15 protein-coding genes are annotated in these 12,203 nt (G+C 64.0%); 6 read left to right on the top strand and 9 right to left on the bottom strand.

The features are described 5' to 3' along the window. Nucleotides 1-117: 117 nt before the first annotated feature. On the top strand, nt 118-801 hold the full coding sequence (locus IFT76_RS16840) for an FKBP-type peptidyl-prolyl cis-trans isomerase (RefSeq protein WP_192055081.1): 684 nt from the start codon (nt 118-120) through the stop codon (nt 799-801). Nucleotides 802-819: 18 nt separating this feature from the next. On the opposite strand, the gene rsd is transcribed toward IFT76_RS16840, so the two are convergent. From rsd to IFT76_RS16805, 7 genes are all read right to left on the bottom strand, one after another. Further along, entirely contained in the window at nt 820-1,293 is a 474-nt protein-coding gene (gene rsd, locus IFT76_RS16835; RefSeq protein ID WP_122479915.1) for a sigma D regulator, read from the bottom strand. 285 nt (nt 1,294-1,578) lie between these two features. Then, entirely contained in the window at nt 1,579-2,835 is a 1,257-nt protein-coding gene (locus IFT76_RS16830; RefSeq protein ID WP_192059388.1) for a heme biosynthesis HemY N-terminal domain-containing protein, read from the bottom strand. Continuing rightward, complete coding sequence (locus tag IFT76_RS16825) at nt 2,832-3,968, bottom strand: uroporphyrinogen-III C-methyltransferase (RefSeq protein WP_192059385.1); 1,137 nt, start codon at nt 3,966-3,968, stop codon at nt 2,832-2,834. Before IFT76_RS16825 ends, IFT76_RS16830 begins: the two co-directional genes overlap by 4 nt. Before the next feature lie 49 nt (nt 3,969-4,017). Beyond that, complete coding sequence (locus IFT76_RS16820) at nt 4,018-4,776, bottom strand: uroporphyrinogen-III synthase (RefSeq protein WP_185794687.1); 759 nt, start codon at nt 4,774-4,776, stop codon at nt 4,018-4,020. Next, a complete protein-coding gene (gene hemC, locus IFT76_RS16815; RefSeq protein WP_122479919.1) occupies nt 4,773-5,714 on the bottom strand; it encodes a hydroxymethylbilane synthase in 942 nt (313 codons plus the stop codon). The genes IFT76_RS16820 and hemC overlap by 4 nt, the downstream gene beginning before the upstream one ends. A 90-nt stretch (nt 5,715-5,804) precedes the next feature. Then, nucleotides 5,805-6,551 carry a LytR/AlgR family response regulator transcription factor gene (locus IFT76_RS16810; RefSeq protein ID WP_122479920.1) on the bottom strand — a complete coding sequence of 249 codons (747 nt, stop codon included), beginning with the start codon at nt 6,549-6,551 and terminating at the stop codon, nt 5,805-5,807. Beyond that, nucleotides 6,548-7,615: a sensor histidine kinase gene (locus IFT76_RS16805; RefSeq protein WP_192059383.1), complete on the bottom strand. Its 1,068-nt coding sequence runs from the start codon at nt 7,613-7,615 to the stop codon at nt 6,548-6,550. Before IFT76_RS16805 ends, IFT76_RS16810 begins: the two co-directional genes overlap by 4 nt. A 226-nt stretch (nt 7,616-7,841) precedes the next feature. On the opposite strand from IFT76_RS16805, the gene argH reads away from it, so the two are divergent. From argH to IFT76_RS16790, 3 genes are all read left to right on the top strand, one after another. Next, complete coding sequence (argH, locus tag IFT76_RS16800) at nt 7,842-9,236, top strand: argininosuccinate lyase (RefSeq protein ID WP_192059381.1); 1,395 nt, start codon at nt 7,842-7,844, stop codon at nt 9,234-9,236. 129 nt (nt 9,237-9,365) lie between these two features. Next, nucleotides 9,366-9,644 carry a hypothetical protein gene (locus IFT76_RS16795; RefSeq protein ID WP_192059379.1) on the top strand — a complete coding sequence of 93 codons (279 nt, stop codon included), beginning with the start codon at nt 9,366-9,368 and terminating at the stop codon, nt 9,642-9,644. Between the two features lie 125 nt (nt 9,645-9,769). Further along, nucleotides 9,770-10,018, top strand: coding sequence for a TIGR02647 family protein (locus IFT76_RS16790; RefSeq protein WP_122479924.1), 249 nt, complete (start codon nt 9,770-9,772; stop codon nt 10,016-10,018). Nucleotides 10,019-10,047: 29 nt separating this feature from the next. Here IFT76_RS16790 and IFT76_RS16785 read toward each other — a convergent pair whose 3' ends face one another. After that, entirely contained in the window at nt 10,048-10,284 is a 237-nt protein-coding gene (locus IFT76_RS16785) for a DUF1289 domain-containing protein (protein ID WP_192055088.1), read from the bottom strand. Further along, nucleotides 10,284-10,610 carry an iron donor protein CyaY gene (cyaY, locus tag IFT76_RS16780; protein WP_122479926.1) on the bottom strand — a complete coding sequence of 109 codons (327 nt, stop codon included), beginning with the start codon at nt 10,608-10,610 and terminating at the stop codon, nt 10,284-10,286. The genes IFT76_RS16785 and cyaY overlap by 1 nt, the downstream gene beginning before the upstream one ends. 184 nt (nt 10,611-10,794) lie before the next feature. Here cyaY and lptM point away from each other — a divergent pair, with 184 nt between their 5' ends. After that, the gene (gene lptM / locus IFT76_RS16775) at nt 10,795-10,944 is read left to right on the top strand and encodes an LPS translocon maturation chaperone LptM (RefSeq protein ID WP_043192229.1); all 150 of its coding nucleotides are present in this window, start codon (nt 10,795-10,797) and stop codon (nt 10,942-10,944) included. A 9-nt stretch (nt 10,945-10,953) separates the two neighbouring features. Continuing rightward, on the top strand, nt 10,954-12,201 hold the full coding sequence (gene lysA, locus IFT76_RS16770) for a diaminopimelate decarboxylase (RefSeq protein WP_185794684.1): 1,248 nt from the start codon (nt 10,954-10,956) through the stop codon (nt 12,199-12,201). Nucleotides 12,202-12,203 lie beyond the last annotated feature (2 nt).

The following is a 12,203-nucleotide window of genomic DNA, read 5'->3' as shown; positions in this document are numbered from 1 at the left end:
ATACTAGACCTGTGGCTGTAGAGCCGCCAGAACATGTTGACTGTGTCCGCGAGGCCCCGTTTCCCGGTCGGTGGCATAATCGGTCCATGCTCGCCGTGTCTTGTCCTGGAGAATGTGATGTTGCCTCGCCTGCTGTTGTCGTTGTCCCTGGTGCCATTGTCCCTGGCCCTGCCACAAGCGCACGCGCAAGCTGCGCCGGACGGTGCCCGCGACCTGGCCTACAGTGTGGGCGCCAGCCTGGGGGAACGCCTGCGCCAGGACGCCCCCGGGCTTCAACTCGACGCCCTGCTCAAGGGCTTGCAGGAGGCGTATCGACAAGAGCCGCTGGCATTGAGCGACGAGCGCATCGGCCAATTGCTGGCTCAGTATCAGGCACAGGCGGACAAGACGGACAAGCCTGACGAAGCAGCCGATACGGAACAGGCGCTGGCCGCCGAGCGCCGCTTCATGGCCGCCGAACGAGCCAAGGCCGGGGTGCGGGAGATCGCTGAGGGCATTCTGGTAACCGTACTGGAACCTGGCGCAGGGGCACCTGCCACCGCCGATGGGCGTATGCAGGTTCAATACGTGGGGAAGCTGCCCGACGGCAGCGTGTTCGACCAAAGCACCCAGGCGCAGTGGTTTCGCTTGAACAGCGTCATCGAGGGCTGGCGTACGGTGTTGCCGCAGATGCCGGTCGGCGCGAAGTGGCGTGTGGTCATTGCATCGGCCCACGCCTATGGAACAGACGGCGCCGGTGCCTTGATACCACCCAATACACCGCTGACGTTCGACATTCATCTGCTGGCCACGGCCCCTTAGGGCCGCGTCGAAAGAGAGTCACGCCTGGGCGACGGACTCTTCCTTGTGAGCGTTGTGCAAGACCTCGATCAGGCAGTCCTCGAGCTCGAAGCGCTCGTGCAACAACCGACCCAGCTCCTTGAGCTTGTCCAGAATGACGGCGGCATCGGAGCAGTCGCCCTTGTCGCAGTAATCGTTGAAGTCGAGCGCTTTCTGGGTGATTTCGTCGATGCGTGGCCAGATCGTGTCGGCCAGTTCCAGACCACGCTTGTCATTGAACGCCTTGGCTTCGTCGGTCAACTGTTCGTAGATTTCAAAATGGCCGGCCGATGTGTAGTCGACCAGCAAGCCGCAGAAATCCTGCAGCCTCTTGCGATCTTCGACCAGGGCCTGAGGCGTGTCGCCCAATGCATCGAACGCCTTGATCAGCTCATTGCGCTCCTGCAGCCAGCGATCGATCAGCAGGTGAACTCCGCCCCAACGTTCCTGGGCATTCTGGCAACTTTCCAACATGATGAGTGCTTCCCTTGTGGGTCATGCCCGGCTTCGCGCTCCTGTACGACAGGAAGCAGGGCTCGGACCGATTCGCGGTCTGTGACGGCGAATGTCGATGTACATGCAGGGGGAGATTATGCCCGTGCGCCAATGGCATCAAGGTACGCATCGGATAAAGTTCATACAAGCGTTTAATCAGGGGGACATTGCGCCAAATGCCGGTTTTACTGGCGCCTGCCCCTGCCTCCGGGTGCGCACGGGGGCAGAGCAGTGGCGCGGCCTCGTTCTACACGCGAAAGCAATTCAGAGCGTGCGCACCGAAGTGGGCAGGGGTGCAGCCAGCAACCGTTCGTCAAGCAGCCCGAGGCCTTCCTGGAACAACTGGTTGCTGCGTTCGGTATCGCCCAACTGGGCGAGCAGGCGTGCAAGTTCTGCGCAGGTTTCCGGGCTGCGCTGCAGGCGCAGGCTGCTTTCCAGGTAGTCGCGGGCCTTGCCCCACAAGCGGTTCTGCAGGCACAGGCGACCCAGGGTCAGCAACAACCCGGCATCGTGGGGGTGCTGTTTGAGCCAGCCTTCGGCAGTCTGCAGTTGGCGCGCAGGGTCAGTGCCGATCACCAGGCCATAGAGGCGAGCCAGGTGCGTGTCGTACTGACGCTTCTGCGCAGTCCGTAGCACGTCTTCAGCCTGGGCTTGGGCACCCACCTGACGCAGTTGCTCGGCATAGGCGAGCACCAATGCGGGTTCCTGGCGCTGTGCTGAGCTGAGTGCCTGCCAGGCGTGCTCCAGTGCAGCCAGGCCGGCCTCTCCCTGCCCTTGTTCCTGCACGGGCGCGTGCGCCGCCACGCTCAGGTTCTCGCCCCAGGCACGTCGCTCGAGCTCGGCGAGTTCGGCCGCCGGCAGGGCCTTGTCCTTGCGCAGTTGTGGCAGCAGCTTGACCACTGCTGGCCAGTCACCACGCTGCTGATGCACACGCTGCAGCTGCCGCAGCACCTGTACGTTACGCGGATGACGCTCGTGCATGGCCTGCAGGGTCTGCAGGGAGCCGTCACTGTCGCCGCGATCGCTCTGCAACTGAGCATGGCTCAAGGCAATTGCCAATTCCGCTTGTGGCTGACGTGCCAGGGCCCGTTCGAGCAGGCTGTCACTGTCTTCGTAGCGGCCCTGTTCATTGGCGGCGCGTGCTGCGCCGAGGTAATAGAGCAATGGCTGGCGTTCATTTTCGGCTGCGTGCTGCAAGTGCTTCTGGGCACTGGCCCAGCGCCCTTCGGCGAGGTCCAGCTGGCCCTTCTCGATGGATGTCTGCACGCGGCGGTTGCGATTGCGGCCCGACCATGGATTGACCACGCGGCCGGAGCTGACCAGCACGCTGATCAGCAGGTAGACGACGAACGCCACCAAGACCAGCACCAGCAACGCCAGCAGCGTGCTCCACAGGCCCGACTCGTAGCGCATCACATGGGGGTAGTCGATCAGTACGTAGCCGGGGTGTTTGGCCACGGCCAGGCCGAGGCCGACCATGGCGGCAATCACCAGAAACAGGATCACGTAGAACCGTTTCATGGTTGGCTCTCCACAGCGGCCGGCGCTGCTTCGGTCGACTTCTGCAGGCCTTCGACCGGTGTGTGACGATGTTGCAGGTAGGCCTGGATGGCGTTGAGGCTTGCATCCAGATCAGGTGTGGTGACCGAAACCGGCTGATTCTTCAGGGCAGTCAACTGTTCGATCATGGCCTGGGTCGGGCCATTCTCGCGATTGAAGCCCGCCACCAGAATACTGCGGGCGTCGTCCAGCGCTTGCGTATACACCTTGCCCTGACCATTGAGCGCAGCCCACTGGGCCTGCTCCAGCGCCAGGCTCAAGGCCAGGCGAACCTGACTCAGGCTCTGCCCGGCGAGCAACGGCCGGATGCTGTCGTCGGGGCTGAAGTCGACCCGGAAGAAACCGGAAATCTTGTTCCACCACTGGCGCCAGCGGGTTTCGCCTTCTGGTGAGTTGCCCTGCGCAGCTGCCGCGGCCGCCTGGAATTCGGGCGCCAGCGCCGTCAGCTGCGTGGCCTGCTCGCGCAAGGCGCTCAGCTGCAGGAACAGCCCGGTGCGATCCGGCTGGGTGGTGCCTTGCAGCGACGCCAGGCTGCGGGTCAGTTGCTCGCGTGCGGCGAAGGCCTGCGGGTCGTCCTGCTCGCGCAGGATTTCGTCGGCGCCCTGCACCAGCGCCTTGGCGCTGGTGACGTCCTGCAGAGCAGACAGGCGCAGGCTGGCCAGGCGCAGCAGGTGCTCCGCTTCGGCCAGACGCCAGTCCTTGCGGCTGGCGCCCAGCACGGTTTCCAGGCGCTGGCTCAAGCGCTGCTGATCGCCCTGCAACTGGGCGAGCAGGCGGTGGCGGTCTTCGAGTTCGTTGGAGTCGGGCAACTGCGCGAGATCGGCACTGAGTTGCCGTTCGTTGTGTTCCAGCGTCAGCGTTTGCGTGGCGAGCCCTTCGATCACCCGCGACTGCTGCTGGTGGCCGGCGGTCAGCGTGCGCACCTGCCACACGCCCCAGCCTGCTGCGGCCAGACCGGCAGCGGCAAGCAGCAGCGCAATGATCGCCAAGCCGTTGCCATTGGCCGAGCGCTGCGGGGGCAAGGCGGCTGGCTGTTCGAAGGGCACCTGTGGGGCGCTCTTGGGTTCGTCTTTGGGCAAGGCTGTTTCGCTCACGTGTCCATCCTTTGCATAGGGGCGCGGTCGCCTCGCTGGCGGTCGCGCCTTACGATCTGGGTGCGGCCTGCGTGCGCAGCGCCGCCAGCAACGCCGAGGTACTGGCACCTCGGCAATCCACAACATTCACCGCACCGGCTTCACGCGCCAGCGCAGCTACCCGCGGGCTGGGCACGAACAGCGGCAGGGTACGGATCACCGACCACTGCTCGCCTGCCAATTGGTGCAAGTGTTGAAAACCCTGCCCACTGCTGACCACCAAGGCGTTCAAGCGTTCCGATGCGATACGGGACGCCAGCGCACCCGGTGGGTAGACCGGAATGCTGCGTCGGTACAGTTGCAGATACTCTACCGTCGCGCCCTGCTCACGCAAGTGCTCGGCCAGAGCCTCGCGTCCGCCTTCGCCACGGATGATCAGCACCCGTGGATGGGGGCTCGCCAATGCGACGCGCAATTGGGCCAGATTCAGCAAGGCTTCGCTATCGTCTCCTGTTTCAGGATACGTCACGGTCAGCCCACGCTCTTCGAGAATGGCCGCCGTGCCGGCACCGACGCTGAACCACGAGGTCTGCCCGAGGTTGGCAGGCGCGCGGTCCAGGGCCAGGCGCGCGGCGGGCTTGCTGACCACGATCACGGCATTGTATCGATTCAGTTCGGCCAACACCTGCCGCTGAGTGTCGCTGTCCGCTAGCGGCTCGATCGCCAGCAATGGCAGGCTCGCCGCGAACACGCCCTGTTCCAGCAGCGCCTGGGCTTGCAGCGCGCACTCGTCGCAGGGTCGGGTCAGCAACACTCGCCAGGGGTTCAAGGATGACCGGCCTCGCCGTACACCGCGCGCAGAATGTCGTCGGCGCCCTGCTCCAGCAGGGCTTCGGCCACCTGTACGCCCAACTGTTGCGCATCGGCCAGCGGCGCGCGTGCCTGAGCATGCAGCAGACGCTGCCCAGCCGGGTCGCCCACCAGGCCGCGCAGCCAGATCTGCTCCCCTTCGAGCACGGCGTAACAGGCAATGGGCACTTGGCAGCCACCGTTGAGGTGTTTGTTCAGGGCGCGCTCGGCGCTCACGCGAAATTCGGTATCGCGGTGATGCAATGACCCCAGCAGCGCGTGGATCTCGCTGTCGGCCGTCCGGCACTCGATGCCGACCGCGCCCTGGCCGCCCGCAGGCAGGCTGTCTTCGACGCTGATGCTGGTGGTGATGCGCTCTTCGAAGCCCAGGCGGATCAGGCCGGCCGCAGCCAGAATGATCGCGTCGTATTCACCGGCATCGAGCTTGGCCAGGCGGGTGTTGACGTTGCCGCGCAGAAAGCGGATCTGCAGGTCGGGACGTCGCGCCAGCAGCTGGGTCTGGCGACGCAGGCTGGAGGTGCCGACGATGCTGCCGGGCGGCAGCGCCTCCAGGCTGTCCCAGGCGTTGGAAACGAAGGCGTCGCGAGGGTCTTCGCGCTCGCAGATGCAGTACAGCCCCAGCCCGTCGGGGAAGTCCATCGGCACGTCTTTCATCGAGTGCACGGCGATGTCCGCCGTGCCTTCGAGCAGGGCGGTTTCCAGCTCCTTGACGAACAGCCCCTTGCCGCCGATCTTCGACAAGGGTGAGTCGAGCAGCTTGTCGCCGCGACTGACCATCGGCACCAGGGTGACCTGCAGATCGGGATGCGCCTGCTCCAGGCGGGCCTTGACGTATTCGGCCTGCCACAGAGCAAGCGCGCTTTTACGGGTGGCGATGCGGATTTCGCGAATGGGCATGAATCGATCCGTATGAAGATTAGCGGACGATGATACCAGCTGTGCGCCAGGCCGCGCCCAGCCCGGCGGACTGGGCAGGCCTGCTGAGGGCTAGAGGTGCTGCATCATCTTGCGCACGCCGGCCACATGGCGTCGGCTGACGATCAGCGCGTCGCCGTTGAGCCCCTTCAGATAGAGCTGAAAGTGACCCAGGGGCGTGCGCTGCAAGCGCTCGATGCGTTCGCGGGCCACCAGGGCGTTGCGATGGATACGCACGAAGCGATCGCCAAACTCGTCTTCCAACGCCTTGAGCGGTTCATCGAGCAAGACCTCGCCGCCTTCGTGGCGCAGGGTGACGTACTTGTGATCGGCAATGAAGTAGATCACCTGATCCAACGGAATCAACTCGATGCCCTTGCGGGTTCTTGCGCTTATATGGCTGCGCGGACCGGTCCCCGCCTCGGCCGCCGGACGTGTCAGGGCGGCCAGTTGCACGCGGTTGGGTTTTTCCGCCTTCTTCAACGCTTCGAGCAGGTGTTCGGAGCGCACTGGCTTGACCAGGTAGCCCACGGCACTGACCTGAAAGGCATCCAGGGCAAACTCGTCATGGGCGGTGCAGAACACCACCGCCGGCGGTGTGTCGCGCTCGCACAGCCTGGCGGCGACCTGCAGGCCATCCAGGCCGGGCATGCGAATGTCGAGCAGGACTACGTCCGGCTTCTGTGCCTCGATCATGCTCAAGGCTTCTTCGCCGTTGCTGGCGCCGGGTTCGAGCACATGGTAGCCCTCGAGCTCGCCAACCAGTCGGCTCAAACGTTCGCGGGCAAGGGGTTCGTCATCAACGATCAGGACATTCATAGAGCGCTGGATTCCTGCGTGAGTCTCGCACATGGATAACGTAGACAAGTGAAGTGACGACCGTCACGGCGATTCACGCTAAGACTTGCGCGCGGACCGAAAAGTGCCGCAAGTCGAGCGCCAATGTTTGTCAGCGCCTGCTGGGTTCCGCCCGACGCCTGCGCTGTGGCGGCCTCTTGGTAGGGATTGCTGATGGTCAATATGAACTCTCCCCCTTTGTAGTCGGCCTCCACGCTGACCACCCCGCCCGAAATCAAAGGGGCGATGCCATGTACCAGCGCATTCTCCAACAACGGTTGCAAAGTAAGTTGGGGGATCGGCAGATCATCCGGGATTGTTTCGATCCTCCAGTGCAACTGTAGACGCTCGCCGAGACGATATTGCTCAATCGATAAATAACGTTTGGCCAACTCCACCTCATCACGCCACATCACCAGGCTGTTGGGCTGGGCCAGGCTGGCACGAAACAGGTCGGACAGATTGAGCACCGCCTGCTCGGCCTTGACCGGATCGCTGACCACCAGGCTGGCGATGCTGTTCAAGCTGTTGAACAGGAAGTGCGGGCGAATGCGCGCCTGCAGGGCCTGGATACGCGACTGCAATTCGGCCTGTTGCTGGCGCCGCCACTGGCTCTGCAGGTAGAAGTAGCGCAGCAGCAGGGCCGACATGATCAGCCCGATCAGGGCGTGGCGCAGGTACCGATTGACCTCCACGGTCGGCGTGTCGAGCCCGCCCAACTGGAAGTAGTCGATCACCGCCGTGCCCGCGAGGGTCAGGCCCACCACCAGGGCGCAGCACAACCCTCCCGCCATACCGGGGCGCAGGCGCGCCAGCCAGGGGCGCAGGGCACAGAGCAAGGCCGCCGAGAGCAGCACGATCCATTGCACGAACAGCGAAGTCAGGGCCAGGCGTACCCAGTTGAAGCCTGGGTTCATGGGTTCGGCCAGCACCAGTACGAACACCAGCAACTGCGCCAGCACGATCAGCATCAACAGTGCCTGGGGCAGGCATAGCTCGGGCAGGAAAAAGTCCGGCTCGGGAGGGTTCGACGGCTTGCTGAACATGTACGGCTTCCTGGCTGCTGTAGTGTGTCGCAGGCCTCTTCGCGGGCAGAGACCCGCTCCCACAGGTCAACGTGATCACTTGTGAGAGCGGGGGCGGGCGGCGAGCCCTCTGCCCGCGAAGGAGTGAATGCAGACAATAGACACCTGCACTATGCCGCCAACAGACCCGGGCCGCATTTGTTATTATTGCGGCAATTTCCCGTTCACGCCTTGCACGAGCCAATTCATGAGCACTGACAAGACCAACCAGTCCTGGGGCGGCCGCTTCAGTGAACCCGTCGACGCCTTCGTCGCACGCTTCACCGCCTCGGTCGATTTCGACCAGCGCCTGTACCGCCATGACATCATGGGCTCGATCGCCCACGCCACCATGCTGGCCAAGGTCGGTGTGCTCACCGATGCGGAGCGCGACACCATCGTCGACGGTCTGCGCACCATCGAGCAGGAAATCCAGGCGGGCCAGTTCGACTGGCGCACGGATCTGGAAGACGTGCACATGAACATCGAAGCGCGCCTGACCGATCGCATCGGTGTCACCGGCAAGAAGCTGCACACCGGACGCAGCCGCAACGATCAGGTGGCCACCGACATTCGCCTGTGGCTGCGTGACGAGATCGACCTCATCCTCAGCGAAATCACCCGCCTGCAGCAGGGCTTGCTGGAACAGGCCGAGCGCGAGGCCGACACCATCATGCCGGGCTTCACCCACCTGCAGACCGCGCAGCCGGTGACCTTCGGGCATCACCTGCTGGCGTGGTTCGAAATGCTCAGCCGCGACCATGAACGCCTGGTCGATTGCCGCAAGCGCACCAACCGCATGCCGCTGGGCAGCGCCGCGCTGGCCGGCACCACCTACCCCATCGACCGCGAGCTGACCTGCACGCTGCTGGGCTTCGAAGCCGTCGGCGGCAACTCGCTGGATGGCGTTTCGGACCGTGACTTCGCCATCGAATTCTGCGCTGCGGCCAGCATCGCGATGATGCACCTGTCGCGCTTCTCCGAGGAGCTGGTGCTGTGGACCAGCGCGCAATTCCAGTTCATCGACCTGCCCGACCGCTTCTGCACCGGCAGCTCGATCATGCCGCAGAAGAAGAACCCCGACGTACCGGAACTGGTGCGCGGCAAGAGCGGCCGGGTATTCGGTGCGCTGATGGGCCTGCTGACCCTGATGAAGGGCCAGCCGCTGGCCTACAACAAGGACAACCAGGAAGACAAGGAACCGCTGTTCGACGCCGCCGACACGCTGCGCGACTCGCTGCGGGCCTTTGCCGACATGATCCCGGCCATCAAGCCCAGGCACGCCATGATGCGCGAAGCCGCGCTGCGTGGTTTCTCCACCGCCACCGACCTCGCCGATTACCTGGTGCGCCGTGGCCTGCCGTTCCGCGATTGCCACGAGATCGTCGGGCATGCGGTCAAGCATGGCGTGGACACCGGCAATGACCTGGCGGAAATGAGCCTGGAAGAGCTGCGCCGGTTCAGCGACCAGATCGATGCGGACGTGTTCGAGGTATTGACCCTGGAAGGCTCGGTCAATGCCCGCGACCACATCGGCGGCACGGCGCCTGCTCAGGTACGTGCGGCAGTCGCTCGCGGCCGCGATTTGCTGGCGGCTCGCTAGGCGCTTGGCAGGCCCGGCCTCTTCGCGCCCTTCTCCCACAGTAGATGTTAGATATCCTGTGGGAGCGGGTCTCTGCCCGCGAAGGGCTCCCCCCAGAACCCGACATTGACCCCGATCGAGAACATCCCCATGAGCGACAACCTGCCAGACGACGACGAAGCATTTGCCGAAGCCACCCTCACCCAGGCCATCGAGAATCAGATCGAAAGCGACAACCCGCCCGCAGCCAAGGCCACGTTCAACAAGCTGACGCTGGTGGGCTATGAGCGCGAGGACATCCTCAACATGATGGCCCATGTACTGGCGATCGAGATCGATGCCATTCTGGAGCAGGATCGCGCGTTCGACACGGCCTGGTACGAAGCCGCTCTGCGTGCCTTGCCCGAGCTGCCCGCGGAAAAAGTCTGACGCTGAACAGGCGCGTTCGCCTGCGGCTGACTACACTGGAAAAACCCCGCTGCCACGGTGTCGGGGTACAGCGTTCAGCGCCCCTCGGTGCTGTCGTTCATTCCATAAGAAAGTCGGGAGCGCCTATGTCGTCCTACACCCCGGAACTGGTTGCCGAGCTGGAAATCCTTGCCCTGTTCAACCTCGGCAACACCATGGAAGGTCTGAAAATCCACCACACTGCATCACCTGCGGCCATTGCCGCCGCGACTCGCCTGCATGAAAAGGAATTGATCACCAAGCCCGATGGCGGCTACCTGACCAGCCTGGGCCATGAGGCTGCCGGGCACGCGCAGTCATTGCTCACCATCCTGACGGTGGCCGAGCCTGCCTGAGCATCGGGGCTTGATGAAAGCAGGTGCTGTCAGTCGCCAGCAGGCGCCGACAGCGCCTGCAACCGGCGCTGCTCGGCCACAGCGATGATCTGGCGCCGCGTATCGTCATCGGCCGAGCGCCAGGCGCGGATATCCTCGACATGGCGGAAACACCCTTGGCAAACGCGTTCTTCGTCCAGCCGGCACAGGCTCACGCAAGGTGACTGTACCGACGGGCTGACGTTGCTGTAGAGCGGCTTGGGCGCGCGTGCGGGCTGGCTCACCATCAGATCTCTTCGAAATCCAGCTCGACGCCGGCCTGTTCCTCGGTCGCCCGGGCCAGTACCTCGCCCAGCAATTCCTCGGATTTCTCGCAGCGCCACTTGCCCGACTCTTCGTCGTAATCGAAGTGATAGCCACCGGAGCGCGCGGCCAGCCACAGCTGGCGCAACGGCTCCTGGCGGCTGATGATCAGCTGGCTGCCGTTGTCGAACTTGATGGTCATCATGCCGGCGGAAATTTCGATGTCGTCGGCGTGGTCTTCGAGCAACTCCTCCAGCGCCTGCTGGGTGGCATCGACCAGGTCGTGGAAACGGGCTTCGGTCAAACTCATTGCAGGAACCTCGGAAAGTGTCTGTTCGCGCTACGGGCGGCAAGATACGAGCAGCCAGCGGTTTATGCAAAGCATAATGCACCCGTCTGGATCGGTGGCACCGCTGGCGGCCCACCTGCATAGCCACCATGCCGGGCGCTGGGTATACTCGGGCGCAATTACTGCTTATACAAAGGATTTCGCCATGAAGCGCCTGATCTCTTCCCTGGCCGCGCTCGTCGCCGTTGCCTGCCTGGTGTCCGCCTGTGGTCAAAAGGGCCCGCTTTACCTGCCCGATGACAGCAAATCTCCCGAGGACCAAGCCAAGTCGTCGCAACCGCACAAGCACTACTAAGGGAACACCATGGACGCTTTTCAACGCCGCGACGGTGAACTGTTTGCCGAAGGCGTAGCCCTGTCGGCCGTGGCCCAGCGCTTCGGCACGCCGACGTACGTCTACTCGCGCGCCCACATCGAGGCGCAGTACAACGCCTACGCCGATGCCCTGCAGGGCACCCCGTCGCTGGTCTGCTTTGCCGTGAAGGCCAACTCCAACCTGGCCGTGCTCAATGTCCTGGCGCGTTTGGGCGCCGGTTTCGACATCGTCTCGGGCGGAGAACTGGAGCGCGTGCTGGCTGCGGGCGGGCGCGCCGAGCGCGTGGTGTTTTCCGGCGTCGGCAAGACCCGCGCCGACATGCGCCGCGCCCTCGAAGTAGGCGTGCACTGCTTCAACGTCGAATCCACCGACGAGCTGGAACGCCTGCAGGAAGTCGCCGCCGAGCTGGGCGTGCGCGCGCCTGTGTCGCTACGGGTCAATCCGGACGTCGACGCGGGCACCCACCCGTACATTTCCACGGGCTTGAAAGAGAACAAGTTCGGCATCGACATCGCTGCAGCCGAAGACGTCTATGTACGTGCCGCGCAGTTGCCCAACCTCGACGTGATCGGCGTGGATTGCCACATCGGCTCGCAACTGACCACGCTGGCACCGTTCCTCGACGCCCTGGATCGCTTGCTCGACCTGGTCGATCGCCTTGGCGACTGCGGCATCTACCTGCGCCACATCGACCTGGGCGGTGGCCTGGGCGTGCGCTACAGCGAAGAGCAGCCGCCATTGGCTGCCGACTACATCCAGGCCGTGCGCGAGCGCCTGGACGGTCGCGAGCTGACCCTGGTGTTCGAGCCGGGGCGGTTCATCGTGGCCAATGCCGGGGTCTTGCTGACTCAGGTGGAATACCTCAAGCATACCGAGCACAAGGATTTCGCCATCGTCGACGCGGCGATGAACGACCTGATCCGCCCGGCCCTGTACCAGGCATGGATGAATGTCAGCCCGGTCAAGCCGCGGGAAGGTCAGGCACGTGCCTACGACATCGTCGGGCCGATCTGCGAAACCGGTGACTTCCTGGCCAAGGAGCGTGAACTGGTGCTGGCCGAAGGCGACTTGCTGGCCGTGCATTCGGCCGGCGCCTACGGTTTCGTCATGAGCTCGAACTACAACACGCGCGGCCGCTGTGCCGAGGTGCTGGTCGATGGTGACCAGGCATTCGAAGTACGCCGCCGCGAAACCGTGGCCGAGCTTTTCGCCGGCGAAAGCCTGTTGCCGGAGTAATC

Origin of the sequence: Pseudomonas sp. CFBP 13727, assembly GCF_014841915.1 — a bacterium.
In the GTDB taxonomy this organism is placed as follows: domain Bacteria; phylum Pseudomonadota; class Gammaproteobacteria; order Pseudomonadales; family Pseudomonadaceae; genus Aquipseudomonas; species Aquipseudomonas baltica.
The sequence above is the reverse complement of the archived record's forward strand: the minus strand, read 5'-3'. Positions and strand labels throughout refer to the sequence as shown.